Source organism: Nocardia sp. NPDC003999, assembly GCF_053604885.1.
In genome coordinates, this window is the sequence record NZ_JBSGIB010000009.1 from 147,403 (window position 1) to 167,261 (window position 19,859).

The window sequence follows — 19,859 nt, forward strand, 5'->3', positions numbered from 1 at the left end:
GAATATTGGATGGTGGACCGTAAACCGCCGCGGCCGCGACGGATCTCCGAGGGCTCTTCCGAGCACGAGGTGTATCTGCCGACGGGCGCGCTCTCCCCGAACCGGCAGACCCGCGACCCCCTTCCGGACACGCTGCTCAAACGCGTGAAGCAGTTCTCCGGCCGCCTCTCCACGGAGGCGGTGGGGTCGATGCAGGATCGGTTGCCGTTCTTCGCCGATCTGGACGCCGCGCAGCGGGCGGGCGTGCAGATGCTGGTGCAGACCGCGGTGGTGAACTTCCTGGAATGGCTCCAGGACCCGGACAGCGACATCCGTTTCAGCCTGGACGCCTTCCAGGTGATCCCGCAGGATCTGGCGCGGCGGTTGACGCTGCGCCAGACCGTGGACATGGTGCGTGTCGCCATGGAGTTCTTCGAGCAGTGGCTGCCCGCGCTCGCGCGCAACGACCGGCAGCTGGTGGCGCTGACCGAGGCGGTGCTGCGTTACGGGCGTGAGCTCGGCTTCGCAGCCGCCTCGGTGTACGCCAGCGCCGCCGAGTCGCGCGGCGCGTGGGACACCCGGTTGGAGGCGCTCGTCGTCGACGCCGTGGTGCGCGGCGACACCGGCCCGGACATGCTCTCCCGGGCCGCGACGCTGAACTGGGACGCCACCGCACCGGCGACGGTGCTGGTGGGCACGCCGCCCGGGGAGCAGGGTGTCTCGTCGGTGGGGGCGGTGCATTCCATCGCGGCGCGGCACGGGCGGGCCGCGCTCGCGGTGGTGCAGGGCACCAGGTTGGTGATGGTGGTCTCCGGGCATCTGGGGGAGACCGCTCAGATCTCACCGTTCCTGGCCGACCTGCTCGCGGAGGTGTTCTCCGATGGTCCGGTGGTGATCGGTCCGACCACCCGCACGCTGGGAGCGGCACACGCCAGCGCGGTGGAAGCGCTGGCCGGGATGGAGGCCGTGGTGGGTTGGCGGGGGGCACCGCGACCGGTGCACGCGGCGGAATTGCTGCCGGAGCGCGCTTTGTTGGGTGATCGAGCTGCGATCGACGCGCTGAACGAGTACCTTGTCCTACCGTTGGCTGCGGCGGGGTCGTCGCTGGCGGACACGCTCGATGCCTATCTGGATTGCGGTGGAGCGGTCGAGACGTGTGCGCGTCAGCTGTACGTCCATCCAAATACGGTTCGGTATCGCCTCAAGCGAATCGCCGAGATCACCGGCCGGGATCCGATGAATCCACGGGACGCGTACGTCCTCCGGATCGCCGCGACAGTGGGTCGTTTGACACGAACCCGTAACGAATCGTCAACTCCTGTCCCAGAAGTCACTTCGATCGCGTTGGGCCCCGAGGGCTTGTAACGCATCGGCGGAATCGGTCGATTCGGACAGCCCACGTGGTCTTTTGTGGAACCCCCACAAAACCGCTTCCGAAGCTTCATCCGCGTCGACATCTCGTGCGGCCCGCCTCACAGTGTTTTCTTAGAGGCGTGATCGCGTTGTTCGCCCCTGGACAGGGCTCTCAGACACCCGGCATGCTCGCGCCTTGGCTCGACCTTCCCGGCGCGAACGAGCGCCTCACGCTGTGGTCCAAGGCTTCCGGCCTGGACCTGGTCCGTCTCGGCACCACCGCGACGGCCGAGGAGATCACCGACACCGCGGTCACCCAGCCGTTGGTGGTCGCCGCCGCGCTACTCGCGTTCGCGGAGATCTCCCAGGACGAGCTGCCCGCCGCTACCATCGTCGCCGGGCATTCGGTCGGTGAACTCGCCGCCGCCGCGGTCGCCGGAGTCATCTCCGCCGACGACGCGGTCCGGTTGGCCGCGATCCGCGGCGCGGAGATGGCCAAGGCGTGCGCACTGGAACCGACCGGTATGTCCGCGGTGCTCGGCGGCGATGAGGCCGCCGTGCTCGAACGGCTCACCGAACTCGACCTCGTCCCGGCCAACCGCAACGCGGTGGGCCAGATCGTGGCCGCGGGTCGGTTGGACGCTCTCGCCGAGCTCGCCGCGAACCCTCCGGAGAAGGCCAGGGTTCGGGCGCTGCCCGTCGCGGGCGCGTTCCACACGGCGTTCATGGCGCCCGCGCAGGATGCTGTGACCGACGCCATAACGAAGATCACGCCGAACGAGCCGACCAGAACCTTGCTCTCGAACTTCGACGGCAAGCCGGTCGTGTCCGGACAGGACGCGATCGACAAGCTCGCCGCGCAGGTCACCCGGCCTGTTCGCTGGGATCTGTGCACCGAGACCGTCCGGCAGGCCGCCGTTTCGGCGGTGGCGGAACTGCCGCCGGCGGGCACCCTCGTCGGCATTGCCAAGAGGGAGCTGAAGGGCACGCCCACGCTGGCCCTGAAGACCCCGCAAGACCTCCCCGCGTTGGCTGAGCTGACCGTGTCCGGCTAGCTTTCCTCCGCGACCATGCATCACATGATGCGAGGTCGTGACCGAGAGGCGGTAACTATTACCGCGCTCGATCCGAAAAAAACCAGTAGAGCCCTACAAAGTATCAAGAAGGGAGCCACGAAGTGGCCGCTCTGACCCAGGAACAAATCGTCGAGGAACTCGGCAAGATCATCGAAGAGGTGACCGGCATCGAGCCCTCCGAAGTGACGATCGAGAAGTCCTTCGTCGATGACCTGGACATCGACTCGCTGTCCATGGTCGAGATCGCGGTTCAGACCGAGGACAAGTACGGCGTGAAGATCCCCGACGAGGATCTGGCCAGCCTGAAGACCGTTGGCGACGCCGTCAACTACATCCAGAAGCTCGAGGCCGAGAACGCTGAGGCGGCGGCCGAGCTCAAGGCCAAGTTCGACAACGCCGAGTAGGGCCGAAACTGTGACCACTCCTTCCACCTTGAACGGGAACTTCCCCAACGTCGTCGTAACCAGCCTTGCGGCGACCACGTCGATCGCGGGTGACGTCGATGCGACGTGGAAGGGACTCCTCAACGGCGAGAGCGGCATCGACGTTCTCGAGGATTCCTTCGTCGAGGAATACGACCTTCCGGTCCGCATCGGCGGTCACCTGAAGGTCCGGCCGGACACCCTGCTGACCCGGGTCGAATGTCGGCGCATGGCCTACGTCGAGCAGCTCGCGACCGTGCTCGGTCGCGAGGTCTGGCGGAACGCGGGCAGCCCGGAAGTCGACCCGGAGCGGCTGGGTGTGGCCATCGGCACGGGATTGGGAGGCGGCGACGCCCTCATCGATTCCGTGGACAAGCTGAAGAACGGCGGCTACCGCAAGATTTCGCCGTTGGCTGTGCAGATGGTCATGCCGAACGGCCCCTCGGCCGTTGTCGGCCTCGAATTGAAGGCCAGGGCAGGAGTGGTCACTCCGGTCTCGGCGTGCTCGTCCGGCTCCGAGGCCATCGCCAACGCCTGGCGGATGATCGTCATGGGTGACGCGGACATGGTCGTCACCGGTGGCGTCGAGGGCTTCATCGACGCGGTGCCCATCGCGGCGTTCACCATGATGCGCGCCATGAGCACCCGCAACGAGGACCCGAAGGGCGCCTCGCGTCCCTTCGACAAGGATCGCGACGGCTTCGTCTTCGGCGAGGCGGGCGCGCTGATGGTCATCGAGACCGAGGAGCACGCGAAGGCTCGGGGCGCGACCATCCACGCCCGCCTGCTCGGCGCAGGCATCACCTCCGACGGCTTCCACCTCGTCGCCCCCGACCCGACGGGTGACGGCGCCGCGCGGGCGATGACCAGGGCGATGCAGTCCGCTGGTCTGACCAAGAAGGACATCACGCACATCAACGCGCACGCGACCGCGACGCCGATCGGTGACACCGCCGAGGCGAACGCGATCAACAAAGCCGTGGGCAGCCACGCCTCGGTGTACGCGCCGAAGTCGGCGCTCGGCCACTCGATCGGCGCCGTCGGCGCCCTGGAGTCCGTGCTGACCGTGCTCTCCATCCGCGACGGCATCGTTCCGCCGACGCTGAACCTGGAGAACCAGGACCCGGAGATCGACCTCGACGTGGTGAAGGGCGAAGCCCGACGCCAGGAGATCGAGTACGCGATCAACAATTCCTTCGGATTCGGTGGGCACAACGTAGCGCTCGCCTTCGGTCGGGCATAGCCGCGCGATCGACTGCACAACGATTCCGGCGGGGCCGGCCATCTGACGTGGTCGGCCCCGCCGCGTTTCGCCATACGCAGCCGCGGCAGCGGCGCACTTATCGAGGTCAGGAGACAACGCGATGACAATCATCGCTCCCGCGTTGCATCAGGAGACGACGACCGACCCGCGCGATCCGCTCGGCCGGCTCCAGCGTTTCTTCGATCCCGGCACCATTCTTCCGCTACACCCGCGCGACAAGTCCGGCGTGCTCGCCGCCATCGGCGAGGTGGACGGCGTCCGCACCGTGGCCTACTGCTCCGACGCCACCGTCATGGGCGGCGCGATGGGCGTGGAGGGCTGCAAGCACATCGTCGACGCCATCGACACCGCCATCGACTCCGGTGTCCCCGTGGTCGGCCTGTGGCACTCCGGTGGCGCTCGCCTGGCCGAGGGCGTCGAGGCGCTGCACGCGGTCGGTCTGGTCTTCGAGGCCATGGTCCGCGCGTCCGGCCTGGTCCCGCAGATCTCCGTGGTGCTCGGCTTCGCGGCCGGTGGCGCCGCCTACGGCCCGGCGCTGACCGACATCGTGATCATGGCTCCGGAAGGCCGCGTCTTCGTGACCGGCCCGGACGTGGTGCGCAGCGTGACCGGCGAGCAGGTCGACATGGCCACCCTCGGCGGGCCGGAGACGCACGGTAAGAAGTCCGGCGTCACCCACATCGTGGCCGCCGACGAGTCCGACGCGCTGCACCGCGCTCGCCGCTTGGTGTCGATGTTCGCCGAGCAGGGCGAATTCGACTTGGTCGCGGCCGAGCACGGCGACGTCGACCTGAAGGCGATGCTGCCGGAGTCGGCGAAGCGCGCCTACGACGTGAAGCCGATCATCAACGAGCTGCTCGACAACGTCGACGGCGAGTCGTCGTTCGAGGAATTGCAGGGCGGGTACGCCCGCAGCATCGTCACCGGTCTGGGCCGTCTCGGTGGGCGCACCGTCGGTGTGCTGGCGAACAACCCGATCCGTCTCGGCGGCTGCCTGAACTCCGAGAGCGCGGAGAAAGCGGCGCGTTTCGTGCGGCTGTGCGACGCGTTCGGCATTCCGCTGATCGTGGTCACCGACGTTCCGGGTTACCTGCCCGGCGTCGGCCAGGAGTGGGAAGGCGTCGTCCGGCGCGGCGCGAAGCTGCTGCACGCGTTCGCCGAGGCGCGCGTTCCGCGGGTCACGCTGGTCACCCGGAAGATCTACGGTGGCGCCTACATCGCGATGAACGCCCGCTCGCTCGGCGCGACGGCGGTCTACGCGTGGCCGGGTTCGGAGGTGGCCGTCATGGGCGCCAAGGCCGCGGTCGGCATCCTGCACAAGAAGGCCCTCGCGGCCGCGCCGGAGGAGGAGCGCGAGGCGCTGCACGAGCGGCTCACCGCCGAACACGAGCGCATCGCGGGCGGCGTGGAGCGCGCTATCGCCATCGGTGTCGTCGACCAGGTCATCGACCCGGCGAAGACCCGCAGCATTATCGCGGCGGCGCTCGCCGCGGCCCCGGCCCGCGCCAGCCACCACAAGAACATTCCGCTCTGATCTACGCACCGAAGCGGGCTCCGGAATTCCCGGGGCCCGCTTCGCGTTTTCCGGATTTCGCACCGACGGGCTCGTGCGGCGCTGTGGAGTCGGTTGTTTGGTGTGTCGCACGCAGTTCGAGCGGGTGAGGTCGTGAAGTCTCACGGGGCGGGAGCGGCTCGGTGGTCGGTAGCATCGGGAGGTGCGCTACGAAGAACTGGCCGACGTGCCGTGCTCGATCACGCGCCCGCTCGTGATCTTCGGTGATCGCTGGACGCTGCTGATCCTCAAGTCCTGCTTCTCCGGGATCCGGCGGTTCAACGCCTTCCAGAGCGCACTGGGCATCTCGCGCAGCAGGTTGCAGGATCGGCTGGACCGGCTGATCGAGCACGGCATCCTCGTCAAGCAGAAGGCCGCCGTGGGTGCGCACGAGGAGTACCGCCTCACCCCCAAGGGGCACGACATCTACCCGATTCTGCTGGCCATCCGTGATTGGGGCGATGCTTACATGGCGCCGGAAGGGCCTCCGGTGCGTTACGCCCATCACGAGTGCGCGGGCGAGGCCCACGTCCGGCTCGAATGCGATTCGTGCGGAGCCGAACTCACCGCACGCGATGTCACCCCGAAGCCGGGACCGGGCTTGCTGGGCGTCACCGGCGCCGAGGCGACCGCGGGTAGCGCGCGCTGACGCCCTCGGGTGTCAGTCGGCGAACCAGGTGGCGACTTCGTCGGCGTCGGCCCGGGTGGTGCGGAAGCCGTTGACGGGATGATCGAGGTCCGGATATCCGAAGGAGATTCCGGCGACGACCTTGCGATGCTCCGGGATGCCGAAGTACTCCCGGACGAAAGGGGAGTACGAGGCGAGTGCCGCCTGCGGCGCCGCGCCGAGACCGAGGCTCTGCGCGCCCAGCAGGAAACTGCCGATGTACAGACCGCAGTCCACCGCTCCGTAGACGCCCAGATCGGCTTCGCTGGTCACGATCGCCACATGCGGCGCGTCGAAGAGTTCGAAATTCCGTACGGCCTGCCGCATCGTCTTCTCGTGATCGCCTTTGGCGATGCCGACGCTGTCGTACAGTTGCTTTCCGCATTCGCGCCTGCGGTCCCGGTACGCACCGGTGTATTGCGCGGGAAACTCGAAATCCGACGCGGGCGTGGCTGTCGCGATGTGTTCGACCAGTTCCTTCCGGAAACGATCCGTTCCGGCGCCCTCCGTCACCACGACCTGCCATGGCTGGGTGTTGCACCACGACGGCGTTCGCTGGGCCAGCCGCAACAGGGCGCGGATGGTGTCGCGCTCGACGGGCTGCGAGTGGAATTGCCTGCAGGTCCACCGTTCGTCGAGCACTCGGGTCAGGGTTGTGAAGTCGTCGGTCGTCACGGTCATTCCCCCGCCTCCTTTGGCAGTCTTATTTCGAGACCGAACGCTAGCATCGAACGCTCCGACGCGAAAGCCGGGCGCCACGCCGTCGCCGGGCGAGTCGGCCGCGACGCGCGCGGGGCGCAAAAGTGTTGCCCGCGTTGCGGCAACGGGCGCGGTCGCGCCAGGCAGAATCCCGATATGGCGTCCGAAGCTCCCGCCGCGCGGGACCGCAAACGGCACGGCAGGCATTACACGCCGCCCGTGCTGGCGCGGTTCCTGGCGCAACGGCTGCTGCGCCATGCCGAGCCCTCGGACGCGGGCGTCCTGCGTGTGCTCGATCCGGCCTGTGGCGACGGCGAATTGCTGTTCGCCGTGCACGAGGAGGTCGCGGCCCGGTTTCCCGGTGCCTGTCTGGTGTTGACCGGTTACGACCTGGACGCCCGCGCGCTCGCGGTCGCCCGTGAGCGCGCCCGCTCGGCGGGGATCGACGCGCACTGGCACAGGGCGGACTTCCTCGCGGTCGAGGCGCGGCTCGCGGACGGCTCGTTCGACGCGGTGATCACCAACCCGCCGTATGTGCGCACCCAGCAGTTGGGCGGATCGACCGCGCAATTGCTGAGCAAGCGGTTCGGTCTGAGCGGGCGGATCGACCTGACCCATCCGTTCGTGGCGACGCTGCCCCGGCTGCTGGCCGCGGGAGGTGTGCTCGGCCTCCTGTGTGCCAACCGATTCCTGACCACCAAGGCCGGCGCGAACATCCGGCGGCTGTTGCTGACCGATCTGGCTCCGGTCGAGCTGTACGACCTGGGGGACACCAAACTGTTCACCGCCGCTGTGCTGCCCGCGATCACCATCGCGCGCCGCGCGATCCACGGCGACGGTTGCCGCTACGTCTCCGCCTACGAGGCCATCGGCGAAACACCAGGTGCGAAGACGCTGTTCGAGGCGCTGCTCGACCCGGGCGGCTCGATCGTCGAGTACAACGGCCGGACCTTCGCCGTCGAGGTCGGCACGTTGGCAACGGGGTCCGGGCCGCCCGGGGCCCCCGGAGCCGGTCGGGGTGGCGATGAGAGTTCGACCAGTGACGCCACGCCGGATGTCACGGCGGAACGAAGGACGCTCCGAGGTGCGGCGCGGGAGCCGGAGGCCGCGTGGCGGATGTCGCACGATGCGATCGATTCCTGGCTGGCGCGGATAGCGGCGGCGACCTGGCGCAGTTTCGGCGAGGTGGCGCGCATCCGGGTCGGCATCAAGACGACCGCCGACCATGTGTTCATCTCCGACCGCTGGGCACAGGCCGACCTGTGTCCCGAGCCCGAACTATTGCTGGAGCTGATCACTCATCACGATCTGGCGCCGTGGCGGGCCCCACGCGCCCGCGACGTTCGCGTGCTGTATCCCTACGACCTGGCCTGTGCCCGCCGCACGCCGATCGATCTCGGCGAATACCCCGCCGCCGCCGCGTATCTACGGTCGCATCGTCGCACACTGGCCGGGCGACGCTATGTCGTCGAGAGCGGCCGCGCCTGGTACGAGATCTGGGTGCCGCAGCGCCCGCACCTGTGGCAGCAGCCGAAGCTGGTATTCCCGGACATCAGCGACCGTCCGCGTTTCGCGCTGGACAGCTCGGGCGCGGTGGTCAACGGCGACTGCTACTGGATCTCGCTGCCCGATCTGGCGGCTGCGCCCACGGAGGCGACGCGCTTGGCATACCTGCTGATGGGGGTGGCCAATTCGGCGCTGGGATTGCGGTTCTACGACGTGGTCTGCGGCAATCGGTTGTACTCGGGCAGGCGGCGGTGGATCACCCAATATGTGTCACGGCTGCCGGTGCCCGATCCGGCGGCGGCCCGGTCGGCGGGAGTCATCGATCTGGTGCGCGAGTTCGTGGAGGGCCGGGCGCCGGATGCGGCGGCGCGGGCCGAGCTGGACGAGCGGGTGGCCGCCGCGTTCGGCGTCGGATTGCGCGTACCTCCGCCTTCGCTCCGGCCATGCGCGGGCTGAAGACGGACTGCGTCCGACAGCGCCCATTAAGCGCTGACCCGGACGCCGACCATCGGCAGCAGCGTGCGGCGGGCGAACTCGCGCGCCGCGTTCTGATCGCTGACCGGGATCAGGCCGTCGGGGGTGAGGGCGAGCGACAGCGCCAGCCGGGCCATGATCTCGGCGACCAGATCGGCGTCGAAGTCGTGCGTGCCACCGGCGTTCCGCAGCTCGCGCAGCTTCTCGGCCAGGTAGTCGCGGCCGACGGCGAGGATCGGCCCCGCCTCGGTGGTCAGCCGGGGCAGGATCAGGTCGGGCTCGGTGCGCAGCAGCCTGCGCAGCAGTTCGTTGCCCGCGATGGCGCTGATGAACGCGACGAAGATCTCGACGAGCTGATCGTCGTTGCCCGAGACGGTGCGCACCTGCTTCTCGATCGCGGCGACGAAGCGCTGTGCCTCCCGGACGCTGACCGCCTCGACGAGGTCGTTCTTGGATTCGTAGCGCCGGTACAGCGTGGCCGGGCTGATCCCGGCGCGGCGGGCGATCTCGCCCATGCTGGTCCGCTTGATACCGAAGTCCAGGAATGCCGAGAGTGCGCTTTCCAGGAGCTTTTCGCCGTCGGCGACCGGCTTCTCGAGGATGCGCTGCAACATGGGCGAGAGGGTTGGCATCGGATCTCCAGTAGGTTCGGCGCGGTCGCCGGGCCGTGGCCGGTGGGCGCGGCATCGCGACGGGTGCGGACGGGAACGTCCATTATTTCATTGGGTGGACGCCGCGTGACCCGGCATTGCCGAGGAGCGGCCGGATGGAGTGGGTCGCGCGTCCAGATTCGGCTGACTAGCCTGTGGTCGGTGTCCGGCCGCGACTCCGGCCGGTCCGGAAAGGGGTTGAGCCATGGGGTATTTCGCGAATCGTGTGGTGGCGGTCACCGGCGCGGGTTCGGGCATCGGCCGGGCGCTGGCGGTGGCATTGGCGGGCGCGGGGGCATCGCTGGCGCTGTCGGACAAGTCGGCGGATGCCGTGGCCGAGACGGGGGTGTTGTGCGCGGCCGTCGGCCGGGAGCCGTCGGTGAGCACGGTGGACGTCACCGATCGGGCGGCGGTGTTCGCGTACGCGGAGCGGACCGTCGCCCGGTTCGGGCGGGTCGAAGCACTGTTCAACAACGCGGGCATCCTGCACGTCGGCGGCGTGCTGGAGTCGCCCTTCAGCGACTTCGAACAGGTGATGGCCGTCGACTTCTGGGGTGTGGTCAACGGGACCAAGGCGTTCCTGCCCCATCTCCTGGCCGCCGATCGCGCGCATGTCGTCAATATGTCCTCGGCGTTCGGGCTGGTGGCCGTCGCGCGGCACGCGCCGTACAACGCGGCGAAGTTCGCCGTACGCGGTTTCACCGACTCGCTGCGCCAGGACATGCGTGCGGCGGGCGGCTCGGTGCGGGTCACCGGGGTGTATCCCGGCGGAGTGCTCACCGGGATCGCCCGGTCGGCGAGCGTCGCGCCGGGCGTCGACGCGCAAGCGGTGGTGCGCCGATTCGAGGGACATGTGGCGCGGACCAGCCCGGGAGCGGCTGCGCGGACCATTCTGCGCGGCGCCGCGCGCGGCGAGGCGAAAGTCCTGGTCGGAATCGATGCCATCGCTGTGGACCTGGTCACACGAATGGCGGGGTCGTACCACGAGAAGGTGCTGGACATGGTATTCCGGTCCTGACCGCACGCCGGATGCGCGGTCAGGGACGGGGAGGGCGAAATGACAACCGGCCGAGCATATTACGAGTTACGGTGGACCGCCGATGATGACGTGCGGGGGCGCGGATGGTGACGAAATGGCTGCTGCTGGACTGCTTTTCGGGCCAGCCGGGGCGAGTGATCGCCGTGGGGTCCGCGCCGAAGGCGTTCGTGCCGCTGAGCAACATCGTGCGCAATCCGCTGTCGCGGGCCGACGCGGAGTCGGCGCTGCGGCGGGCATGCGCCACCGGTGCGCCGGTCGCGTGCGTCTCCGGCGACGGGCGGCGCACGGTGCGGGCCGAGCCGCTGCTCATCGCACCGGGGCGGGCGCATGCCGTACGACTGTGGGTGGGCCCGCGGCAAGAGCCGGTCGCGGCGGCCGACCCGATGGGGGCGTGGTACTTCGATCTCACGGCCAACCGCTCGGTGCGCAGTATCGACCTGCTGGACCTGTACGGCGTCGCGCCGGAGAACCGTGCCGCCGAGCTGGCCATCGCGGGCGCGTTCACCCGGCTGGTCGCCAACCGCGACGAGAGCGAGGCGCTGGCCAAGATCGTCAACTCGGCGCCGGGCACCGAGCATCAGGCGGTCTGGACCATCCGGCGCGACGACGACGCTCTGCGCGCCGGGCATTTCGCCTGCCGGATCGTCGCCGAGCCGGACGACGCGGGCGAGCCTCATGTGCTGCTGCGCGGGGTGACCCAGGACATCGGCGCGGCCACCGCCGTCTCCGCCGCTCCACCGCCGACGATCCTGGAGTACGCGGTGCTGGAAGCCGCCACCGAACCCGGCGAGTACCGCGCGATCGTCAATCTGCGCTCGTTGCGGCTGATCCGGTGGATCGGGCCACCCATGCCGGACGTCGCCTGGGCGGATCTCCCCGGGCAACCGAGGCCGCAGATTCATCCGGATGATCTGGCGACCGCGCGAACCATGTCGCGAGATCTGGCGCGGCATCGTACCGAGGGGACGGTGCGCCTGCGCCGGGTCGACGGTGGCTGGCAAACGGTACGAATTCGGGCCGCGTTGATGGCGCTGGATCAGCACACCACGGCCGGACTCGCCACGCTCACCGCGGCATCGTGATCCGCGGTGAGCGTGGCGTCGAAGTCATTGGCGCGGCAGATCCAGCTCGGCCATTTCCTTCTCGATCGCGTTCGCGGCGAAATCCACACCGCGAGAACGTAATTCATGAACCCGGCGCTGGAGTGCCTCGACTCCCCCCGGTTGGGCCGCGATGTCGGCGACGCTGATCCGGCCCTTGGGCCCGTGCACACCCGACTGCACGTACGACACCGTGATACCTCCTGCCTGCACGCTCGCCCACCCATCGACCCGGGTGGGTTCACCACTGCGCTACAAGTCGCACGACAACCGTGTCGACAGGAGAGCCCGGGTCGCCGGGCACGCTGGCTGAATGCTATCAGCGATCTCTAATGGACATTTGATCAGTGTGTCCTGTTTCACACCTCATTCGCCGTGCGATGTTGGGCTGTATTTGCTAGGTAGACAGTCGCATTCAGGCGAATGCGATCTTGCTCCTCGGCACCGAGTTCCCGGCGCACCTTGCCGGGCACGCCCGCCACGAGCGAACCGGGCGGAATCCGCGCGCCCTCCGGGATCAGCGCATTGGCCGCGATCAAGCTGCCGGGTCCGACCACCGCGCCGTTGAGGATGGTGGCGCCCATGCCGACGAGCACGTCGTCGCCGATCGTGCACCCGTGCAGGATCGCGTTGTGCCCTACCGAGACCCCCGCGCCGACGGTCAGCGGGAAGCCCGGGTCGGCGTGCAGCACGCAGCCGTCCTGGATATTGCTGCGCGCGCCGAGCTTGATGGTCTCCAGGTCGCCGCGCAGCACCGCGCTGTACCAGACACTGACCTCGGCGCCGAGCCGGACACGGCCGATCACGGTGGCGTTCGGCGCGATCCACGCGCTCTCATCGATCTCCGGCGCATGCTCGCCCAGCTGAATCCGCATGGCCATGAACTTAGCGGGCTCGGCTGTGCGGCCACCCGCGGCCCGTCCCGGTCAGTTCTGTCCTTGGAAACTGGTGCGGTGTGCGGCGGGGCTGGTGCCGAGGATGCGGTGGAAGTGGTGGCGCAGGCTCACCGCCGTGCCGAATCCGGTGTCGACGGCGATGCGTTCCACGGTGTCGGTGGTGGATTCGAGCAGTAGTCGCGCGCGATCGGTGCGCTGGAGCAGCAGCCACTGCTGGGGGCTGGTGCCGGTGCGGTCGCGGAAGCGGCGGGTGAAGGTGCGCCGCGACATGAGCGCGACGCGGGCCCAGCCGTCCAGGTCGACCGGGTCGCCGAGATGGGTGCGCGCCCAAACCATGGCGCGCTCGATCGGATCGTCGTCGGCGGCGTCGGGCACCGCGACGGGGATGTACTGCGCCTGGGAGCCGCTGCGATGCGGGGCGGTGACCAGCGACCTGGCCAGCTCGGTGGCGGCTTTGCTGCCGAGATCGCCGCGGACCAGATGCAGGCAGCAGTCCAGCGCCGCAGCCACCCCGGCGGAGGTCACGACATCGCCCAGATCCGACCACAACGTGTCGGCACGGACCCGGACCGCGGGGAACGCACGGGCGAGCTCGGCGGCGGAGGCCCAGTGCGTGGTGATCTCGCGGCCGTCGGCCAGTCCGCTGGCGGCCACCGCCCAGGAACCCAGGCACAGCCCGACGATCCTGGCGCCGCCGGCGTGTGCGGTGCGCAGGGCGTCGCGCACGTCGGCGGACAGCGGAGCGCCGAGTCGCCAGCTCGGGATCACGACGGTGTCGGCCCGCGTCAGCGTCTCGAGTCCGTGCCGGACGTGGATGTCGAATCCGGCCGGGGTGCGCACTGTTCCTGGCCGCTCGGCGCACACGTCCACCTGATACGGCGCGGGCCCTTCGACGCCGACCCGGCCGAAGACGAGGCTGGGCACCGACAGATGGAAGGGACTGACTCCGTCGAACGCCAGGACGGCCACCGTACGCATGGCCTGATCTTAACGGTAAGCGGCTCGCGGGCCACTGGCTTGCGGCGGGCGGGCGGGACAAGATCAACGGCATGAGCGAGACGATCGAACGCACCGGCCTGGAACTCCTGCACATCGGCGGTCCCACGGTGCGGTTCCGCTACGCGGGCCGCACCTGGCTGACCGACCCCACCTTCGACGAGCCGGGCGATTACCCGGGGCCCATCACATTGCACAAACTCGTCGGGCCTGCCGTATCGCAGGCGGAAGTCGGCCCCGTGGACGTCGTATTGCTCTCGCACGACGAACACGCCGACAACCTCGACGACTCCGGCCGGAAGTTGCTGACCACGGTGCCGACCGTGCTGTCCACGCCCGGCGCGGCGACCCGGATCGAAGGAGTGCGCGGGCTGGCGAACTGGGAGACGGTGACGGTGCACGGCGTGCAGGTGACCGGCGTGCCGGCCCTGCACGGTCCCGAGGGCTGCGAGCCGTTCAGCGGCATCGTCACCGGGTTCGTGCTGCGCGCCGAAGGCGAACCGACGGTGTACGTCTCGGGTGACAACGCCTCCGTCGACCTGGTACGGCAGATCGTCGAGCGGATCGGCCGCATCGACATCGCCGTGCTCAACGTGGGCGCCGCGAACGTCGGCCGTTTCGGCGACACCGACGTCACCCTGAACGCGCGCACCGCGCTGGAGGCAGCCGAAGCGCTCGGCGACGCGGTGATCGTGCCCGTCCACGCCGAAGGCTGGGCGCACTTCAGCGAGACGCTCGACCACCTGGGCCGTGTCTTCCGCTACGGCGGCCGCACCGAGCAGTTGCGGATACCGCCGCTGGGACGCACCACCACCGTGTGAGACGGGTCGTCCGAACTCAGCTGGGCAACGTGCCGAGAAACTCACCCGGCGCGCGTGGCTCGGGTGGTCGCCGTGCGCGTTCGGCGCGTCGGTCGTGGCGTCGGCCCCGCGCCGGGGCCACGATGGCGGTATGAGGATCGGAGTTCCACAGGAGGTCAAGGATCAAGAGTTCCGGGTAGCCCTGACTCCGGCGGGCGCCGGGGAACTGACCGGGCACGGACACGACGTGCTGGTGCAGGCGGGCGCGGGCGTCGGATCGGGATTTCCCGACGCCGACTACGCCGCGGTGGGTGCCCGCCTGGTCCCCGACGCCGACCAGGTGTGGCGGGAAGCCGACCTGGTGTTGAAGGTGAAGGAGCCGATCGCGCAGGAGTATCAGCGGATGCGCCGTGGGCAGGTGTTGTTCACCTTCCTGCACTTGGCGGCGTCGCGCGAATGCACCGACGCCGTGTTGCGCTCGGGCATCACCGCCATCGCCTACGAGATGGTGCGCGCCGCCGACGGGTCGCTACCCCTGCTGGCTCCGATGAGCGAGATCGCGGGCAAGCTCGGCGCCCAGGTCGGCGCGTATCACCTGATGGCGCCGCTCGGTGGCGCCGGACTGCTGCCCGGCGGCGTCCCCGGCGTGCGCCCGGCGGAAGTGGTGGTGCTCGGCGGCGGCGTCGCGGGGTCGAACGCGGCCGCGGTCGCCGTCGGCATGGGGGCGCGCGTCAGCGTGCTGGACACCAACCTGCATCGGTTGCGCGAACTCGACGCTCGTTTCGACGGGCGGATCGCCACCGTGGCGTCGAACGCCACGGAGGTCCGGCGCGCGGTGTTGTCGGCGGATCTGGTGATCGGCGCGGTGCTGGTTCCCGGTGCGCGTGCGCCGGAGCTGGTCTCCGATGAGCTCGTCGGCGGTATGCGCCCCGGCGCGGTGCTGGTGGACATCTCCATCGACCAGGGCGGCTGCTTCGCCTCGGCCCACCCGACGACGCACGCGAATCCGACCTTCCGGGTGGCGGATTCGCTGTTCTACTGCGTCGCCAACATGCCGGGCGCGGTGCCGCACACCTCGACCATCGCGCTCACCAACGCGACCCTGCCCTACGTGCGGGCGATCGCCGAACTCGGCTGGCAGGAGGCATGCGCCCGGCACCCCGATCTCGCGCACGGGCTCACCGCGGACGCCGGGCGGCTGCTGTCGGCCGAAGTCGCGGCCGCGCACGGATACTCGCGGCCGCTCGGCGTCGCGGGCTGATTACTCCCGCTCGGTGCGGCTTCCGCCCAGGTGCCAGTCGGGCTCACCGGTGGTGGGCAGGTCGCGCAACTTGTCGGGGTTGCGGACCACGTCGATCGCGACGATGCGACCGTCGTCGACGGTGAAGGAGAAGACGCCCGTGTGGGTGCCGTCGAAGACCACCAGTCCGGGCTGGCCGTTGACCAGCACCGCGCGGCCCCAGCCGCCCGCCACTTGGTACCAGCCGAGCAGCAGCTTGGCCACGAGCTCGGCGCCGTGCACGGGCTGCCGGATCGCGGGCACCTTGCCGCCGCCGTCGGCGGTCAGGCTGACGTTCGTGTCGAGGACGCCCAGCAGGGCGCCGAGGTCGCCGGAACGCCACGCCAGCGCGAAGGCCGACACCACCTTCTTCTGCTCGTCGGGGGAGGCGGGAAAGCGCGGGGTGCCCTCCTCGACGTGTTTGCGTGCGCGGGAAGCCAGCTGGCGGACGGCGGCCGGTGTGCGGCCGACCACTTCGGCGACTTCGGGGCCGCTCATGCCGAAGACGTCCTGGAGTACGAACGCGGTGCGCTCGGCGGGCGACAGCGACTCGAGCACGACCAGCAGCGCGGTGGTGACCCGCTCGTCCTGGGTGATCCGGTCGGCGGGGTCGTCCCAGCTGGTCACCTCCGGCTCCGGCAGCCATTCGCCCACGTACTGTTCGCGGCGCACACGGGCGGAGCCGAGGTGGTCGAGGGCGAGCCTGCCGGTGACGGTGGACAGCCAGGCCCGCAAGTTGTCGATCTCACCGGCGGCGCCGCTCTCGTACTGCCGCTGCAACCGCAGCCAGGCCTCCTGCACGACGTCGTCGGCGTCGCTGAGGCTGCCCAAGGTGCTGTAGGCGAGCCTGCGCAGATACGGGCGGTGCTCCTCGAACCGCCGAGCCAGCTCGGCCTGGTCGAGGTGCTCGGGGGAAGGCTGCTCGGAAGTCACGTCTGTTCGCCGTTCGTCGTTCGGGCCCCGCCGGGGCGAGTCTATGGATGCGTCACCAGGTCGACGACGCAGGGGCGCGGAGTGTGACACGGCCGGGCCGTGCGGGACGGTCGCCGCCCGCCCGATAGTGTCGCCGAGTGCAGAAGGGGACCGCTACCGCGCTCGGGTTGCTGCTCGGCTTCGCGCTCGATCGAACGTTCGGCGATCCGCGGCGGTGGCACCCGGTGGCCGGATTCGGTTCGGCGGTGGCGGCTTTGGAGTCGGTGACCTATGCCGACCGGCGCGCGGCGGGGCTGGTGCACGAGGCGCTGGCCGTCGGCGCGGTGGTCGGACTCGGCGCGGCTGTACGCCGCGGCGGCGTGGTCGCGACCGCCGCCGCGACCTGGACCGTGCTGGGGGGCCGGAGTCTGGCCCGAGCCGGTCGCCGGATGGCCGATCGCCTGGCGGGGGGCGATCTCGACGGCGCCCGCGCGCTGCTGCCCTCGCTGTGCGGCCGCGACCCTCAGGCGCTCGACGCGGACGGTCTCGCCCGCGCGGCCCTGGAGTCCATCGCCGAGAACACATCCGATGCGGCCGTCGCCCCGGTGGTGTGGGGAGCGGTGGCGGGCGTTCCGGGTTTGCTCGGATATCGCGCGGTCAACACGCTGGACGCGATGATCGGCTACCGCAACGAGCGCTACCGGCATTTCGGCTGGGCCGCCGCGCGCGTCGACGACGCGGCCAACCTGATCCCGGCGCGCGTCACCGGTTTGCTCACCGCCGTGCTCGCACCCTCGGTCGGCGGAAGGCCCGCTGCCGCCTTGGCCGCGTGGCGCCGGGACGCCGCCGGGCATCCCAGCCCCAACGCGGGCGTGGTCGAAGCGTCGATGGCCGGGGCGCTGGGCGTCCGGTTGGGTGGCCGCACCGAGTACCCGCACGGTGTGGAGATGCGCCCGGTGCTCGGTGACGGCCCAGCTCCGACCGTGCACGACTTGCGCCGCGCCGTACGCCTTTCGGAGGCGGTGCAACTCACCGCCACCGTGATCGCCGCCGCGGTGGCCGCGATCAGGCGTTGAGTAGTTGGCCGCGGCGGGTGGCCGCGATCAGGCGTTGAGCCGTCCGCCGCACCGGGCAGCCGCGAACGGCGGGAGTCCGCGGGCGGTCGGCCCGCGCACCGGCGGCCGCGGCCGCTCGCGATCGCCGGGCGATGACGGTCACCGGCCGCAACGTCGGCGCCGCGCGGAACCTCCGATCGGCTGGTGTAGGGGCGCTGATCGTGCGAATCCGGATTATCCCGGCTCGGGTAGGGTCGGCGGGTGCGAATCGGGCTCATGACCATCGTGGTGGCGGAGTACGACGCCGCGATCGACTTCTTCGTCGACTCGTTGGGATTCGAACTGATCGAGGACTCAGCGGCTCGCACGAATGACGGCCGCCCGAAACGGTGGGTAGTCGTGCGGCCACCCGGCGCCGAAACCGGCATATTGCTGGCCCGCGCCGACGGTGCGCGGCAAGCCGCGGTGACCGGACAGCAGGTCGCGGGCCGCGTCGGATTCTTCTTGCAGGTCGAGGACTTCCGGTCGGCGTACGACCGAATGGTCTCGCGCGGTGTCGAGTTCGTCGGCGCGCCACGGAGCGAGCCATACGGGCAGGTGGCGGTCTTCCTGGACATCGCTGGGAACCGGTGGGATCTGCTCGGCCCGGCTCAGCCGTAGTGCGAATCGTCCGTCGTCGCGTCGAGCAAGTCCGGCCGCGACCATGCCGGGATCAACCGCGGCCGCGGCCGTAGCGGTCGGCGAGGCGCGCTTGCGTGGTCGGTGCGGCGGCGGGCACGCTGGGAGCCGTCGACGGAGCCTGCTCGGACCCGGCCGGTTCGGTGCCTGACGTGGCCTCGGGCGATTCTGCGGCGGAGCTCTTTTCTTTCCTTCGTTCCCGGATCTCGGCGTAAATGAAATAGCCGAGGCCGAGGGGAGCCATGATGCCGAAGGCCAGCCATTGCAGGCCATAGGACAAATAGGGTCCCGCATCGAGCTGGGGGAGCGGCGTCGGAGTGAACGCGCCCGGTTGGTTTTCACCCAGTTGCAGGTAGCCGCCGCGCTCGCCGCCGGTCGGAACGGCGGTCAGGGACTGTCGCAGGACCGCCGTCTCCTGGGTGGTGTCGATGGAGTACACCTGGCGATAGCCGTCCTGGACGCTCGGGTCCTTGCCGGGCGTGACCCCTTCGGACATCCGGACCCTGGCCTCGATGCGCTGTGGCCCGGCGGGGGGCTCGGGGATCTGCGGCGGGCGCGTGCCGTCGACCGCCGCCACCAGCCCGCGGTCGACGAGCAGCACGCGCCCGTCGTCCAACCGGAACGTCGCGAGCACCGCGTACCCCGGAGCGCCGTCGAGATGGCGCAGCCGCACCAGCGCCGTCGAGTCCGGCACATAACTGCCGGAGGCGGTGACACGCCGCCACTCGGTGTGCTCGCTCCCCGCGCCGGAGAGCACGGTCGTGACATCGATGGGCTCGGCCTTCACCGAGTCGGCGATCAACTGGTTGCGGTGCGACGTGGCGGTGTTCTTGCCGAGTTGCCACGGCGCGAGCACGGTGAAGCACAGGTAGGCGAACGCGGCGACCAGCACCGCCAGGATCAGCCAGCTGGGGCGAAGCAGGAAGGTCAGTCTGCGCATCAGGATCGCTCGTCGGAGACGAGGCGCGGGTCGGGCGGTTCGGCGGCGGCCAGTTCGGCGCGCACCCAGTCGAGCAGGCCGGGGACGGCGGCCTCGATCTGCGCGCGCACGAGTTCGAAGTCCGTCGTGTCGCCGTAGTAGGGATCGGCCACGTCCTGACCGTCGGCGTCCGGGTCGAAGGCGCGCAGCAACCGCAGCCGCTCGGCCGGGATGCCCAGGCGGGCGAGGTCGCGCTGGTGCGAGCTGTCCAGCGCGATCACCAGGTCCGCGTCACTGTGCTCGGCGCCGAACGCCGCGGCGACGTGGCCGGTCGGGTACCCGTATTTGCGCAGGGTCGCGCTGGTGCGCGGGTCGGCGTCGTCGCCCACGTGCCACGAACCGGTGCCCGCGCTGCTCACCCGCACCCGATTGGCCAGGCCGGCCCGGTACAGGTGCGAGGCGAAGATCTTCTCCGCCATCGGAGAGCGGCAGATGTTGCCGGTACAGACGAACGAGACGTGCAGCAGGCCCACGCCTGCCATT

The 19,859-nt window shown here is 69.9% G+C and carries 21 protein-coding genes; 13 read left to right on the forward strand and 8 right to left on the reverse strand.

Features of this window, described 5'->3' with window-relative positions; all coding sequences use genetic code 11:
• The first annotated feature begins 9 nt into the window (after nt 1–9).
• The 6 genes from ACWESM_RS19680 to ACWESM_RS19705 all read left to right on the forward strand — a co-directional run bounded on the left by ACWESM_RS19680 (nt 10) and on the right by ACWESM_RS19705 (nt 6,295).
• Nucleotides 10–1,344 carry a PucR family transcriptional regulator gene (locus tag ACWESM_RS19680; protein WP_355072743.1) on the forward strand — a complete coding sequence of 445 codons (1,335 nt, stop codon included), beginning with the start codon at nt 10–12 and terminating at the stop codon, nt 1,342–1,344.
• 128 nt (nt 1,345–1,472) lie between these two features.
• On the forward strand, nt 1,473–2,387 hold the full coding sequence (locus ACWESM_RS19685) for an ACP S-malonyltransferase (protein ID WP_364427675.1): 915 nt from the start codon (nt 1,473–1,475) through the stop codon (nt 2,385–2,387).
• Between the two features lie 122 nt (nt 2,388–2,509).
• Nucleotides 2,510–2,812 (forward strand): meromycolate extension acyl carrier protein AcpM, encoded by a 303-nt coding sequence (acpM, locus tag ACWESM_RS19690; protein ID WP_039796877.1) that lies wholly within the window; start codon nt 2,510–2,512, stop codon nt 2,810–2,812.
• Between the two features lie 10 nt (nt 2,813–2,822).
• Nucleotides 2,823–4,073, forward strand: a complete 1,251-nt coding sequence (locus tag ACWESM_RS19695) for a KasA/KasB family beta-ketoacyl-ACP synthase (RefSeq protein ID WP_355072747.1) — start codon at nt 2,823–2,825, stop codon at nt 4,071–4,073.
• A 121-nt stretch (nt 4,074–4,194) separates the two neighbouring features.
• Nucleotides 4,195–5,628 carry an acyl-CoA carboxylase subunit beta gene (locus ACWESM_RS19700; RefSeq protein WP_355072748.1) on the forward strand — a complete coding sequence of 478 codons (1,434 nt, stop codon included), beginning with the start codon at nt 4,195–4,197 and terminating at the stop codon, nt 5,626–5,628.
• Between the two features lie 181 nt (nt 5,629–5,809).
• Nucleotides 5,810–6,295 (forward strand): winged helix-turn-helix transcriptional regulator, encoded by a 486-nt coding sequence (locus ACWESM_RS19705; protein WP_364427682.1) that lies wholly within the window; start codon nt 5,810–5,812, stop codon nt 6,293–6,295.
• A 12-nt stretch (nt 6,296–6,307) separates the two neighbouring features.
• Here ACWESM_RS19705 and ACWESM_RS19710 read toward each other — a convergent pair whose 3' ends face one another.
• Complete coding sequence (locus ACWESM_RS19710; RefSeq protein WP_364427685.1) at nt 6,308–6,994, reverse strand: nitroreductase; 687 nt, start codon at nt 6,992–6,994, stop codon at nt 6,308–6,310.
• A gap of 174 nt (nt 6,995–7,168) precedes the next feature.
• On the opposite strand from ACWESM_RS19710, the gene ACWESM_RS19715 reads away from it, so the two are divergent.
• Nucleotides 7,169–8,974 (forward strand): Eco57I restriction-modification methylase domain-containing protein, encoded by a 1,806-nt coding sequence (locus tag ACWESM_RS19715; protein WP_452492994.1) that lies wholly within the window; start codon nt 7,169–7,171, stop codon nt 8,972–8,974.
• A gap of 26 nt (nt 8,975–9,000) precedes the next feature.
• Here the strand turns inward: ACWESM_RS19715 and ACWESM_RS19720 are convergent, their stop codons facing one another.
• Nucleotides 9,001–9,624 carry a TetR/AcrR family transcriptional regulator gene (locus ACWESM_RS19720; protein ID WP_355072755.1) on the reverse strand — a complete coding sequence of 208 codons (624 nt, stop codon included), beginning with the start codon at nt 9,622–9,624 and terminating at the stop codon, nt 9,001–9,003.
• Nucleotides 9,625–9,847: 223 nt separating this feature from the next.
• On the opposite strand from ACWESM_RS19720, the gene ACWESM_RS19725 reads away from it, so the two are divergent.
• Together ACWESM_RS19725 and ACWESM_RS19730 are read left to right on the forward strand one after the other, a co-directional pair.
• Nucleotides 9,848–10,660 carry an SDR family NAD(P)-dependent oxidoreductase gene (locus tag ACWESM_RS19725; RefSeq protein WP_356965049.1) on the forward strand — a complete coding sequence of 271 codons (813 nt, stop codon included), beginning with the start codon at nt 9,848–9,850 and terminating at the stop codon, nt 10,658–10,660.
• A gap of 104 nt (nt 10,661–10,764) precedes the next feature.
• On the forward strand, nt 10,765–11,763 hold the full coding sequence (locus ACWESM_RS19730) for a GAF domain-containing protein (RefSeq protein ID WP_355072758.1): 999 nt from the start codon (nt 10,765–10,767) through the stop codon (nt 11,761–11,763).
• 24 nt (nt 11,764–11,787) lie between these two features.
• Here the strand turns inward: ACWESM_RS19730 and ACWESM_RS19735 are convergent, their stop codons facing one another.
• From ACWESM_RS19735 to ACWESM_RS19745, 3 genes are all read right to left on the reverse strand, one after another.
• Nucleotides 11,788–11,973: a hypothetical protein gene (locus tag ACWESM_RS19735; RefSeq protein ID WP_039803648.1), complete on the reverse strand. Its 186-nt coding sequence runs from the start codon at nt 11,971–11,973 to the stop codon at nt 11,788–11,790.
• A 167-nt stretch (nt 11,974–12,140) separates the two neighbouring features.
• Complete coding sequence (locus ACWESM_RS19740) at nt 12,141–12,656, reverse strand: gamma carbonic anhydrase family protein (protein ID WP_364427694.1); 516 nt, start codon at nt 12,654–12,656, stop codon at nt 12,141–12,143.
• A 51-nt stretch (nt 12,657–12,707) separates the two neighbouring features.
• On the reverse strand, nt 12,708–13,655 hold the full coding sequence (locus ACWESM_RS19745) for a GlxA family transcriptional regulator (protein ID WP_355072762.1): 948 nt from the start codon (nt 13,653–13,655) through the stop codon (nt 12,708–12,710).
• Nucleotides 13,656–13,726: 71 nt separating this feature from the next.
• Here ACWESM_RS19745 and ACWESM_RS19750 point away from each other — a divergent pair, with 71 nt between their 5' ends.
• Nucleotides 13,727–14,494 (forward strand): MBL fold metallo-hydrolase, encoded by a 768-nt coding sequence (locus ACWESM_RS19750; protein ID WP_364427697.1) that lies wholly within the window; start codon nt 13,727–13,729, stop codon nt 14,492–14,494.
• 130 nt (nt 14,495–14,624) lie between these two features.
• On the forward strand, nt 14,625–15,734 hold the full coding sequence (ald, locus tag ACWESM_RS19755; protein WP_356965054.1) for an alanine dehydrogenase: 1,110 nt from the start codon (nt 14,625–14,627) through the stop codon (nt 15,732–15,734).
• Here the strand turns inward: ald and sigJ are convergent, their stop codons facing one another.
• Nucleotides 15,735–16,685: an RNA polymerase sigma factor SigJ gene (sigJ, locus tag ACWESM_RS19760; RefSeq protein WP_355072767.1), complete on the reverse strand. Its 951-nt coding sequence runs from the start codon at nt 16,683–16,685 to the stop codon at nt 15,735–15,737. It abuts the gene before it with no gap.
• Between the two features lie 137 nt (nt 16,686–16,822).
• Between sigJ and ACWESM_RS19765 the strand changes: the two genes are divergently transcribed.
• Both ACWESM_RS19765 and ACWESM_RS19770 read left to right on the forward strand, forming a co-directional pair.
• On the forward strand, nt 16,823–17,740 hold the full coding sequence (locus ACWESM_RS19765; protein ID WP_452492998.1) for a cobalamin biosynthesis protein: 918 nt from the start codon (nt 16,823–16,825) through the stop codon (nt 17,738–17,740).
• A 240-nt stretch (nt 17,741–17,980) separates the two neighbouring features.
• Entirely contained in the window at nt 17,981–18,379 is a 399-nt protein-coding gene (locus ACWESM_RS19770; RefSeq protein ID WP_397281528.1) for a VOC family protein, read from the forward strand.
• Between the two features lie 52 nt (nt 18,380–18,431).
• Here the strand turns inward: ACWESM_RS19770 and ACWESM_RS19775 are convergent, their stop codons facing one another.
• Together ACWESM_RS19775 and ACWESM_RS19780 are read right to left on the reverse strand one after the other, a co-directional pair.
• Nucleotides 18,432–19,337, reverse strand: a complete 906-nt coding sequence (locus tag ACWESM_RS19775; RefSeq protein WP_364427713.1) for an SURF1 family cytochrome oxidase biogenesis protein — start codon at nt 19,335–19,337, stop codon at nt 18,432–18,434.
• Complete coding sequence (locus tag ACWESM_RS19780; protein WP_452493001.1) at nt 19,337–19,858, reverse strand: low molecular weight protein-tyrosine-phosphatase; 522 nt, start codon at nt 19,856–19,858, stop codon at nt 19,337–19,339. Before ACWESM_RS19780 ends, ACWESM_RS19775 begins: the two co-directional genes overlap by 1 nt.
• Nucleotide 19,859 lies beyond the last annotated feature (1 nt).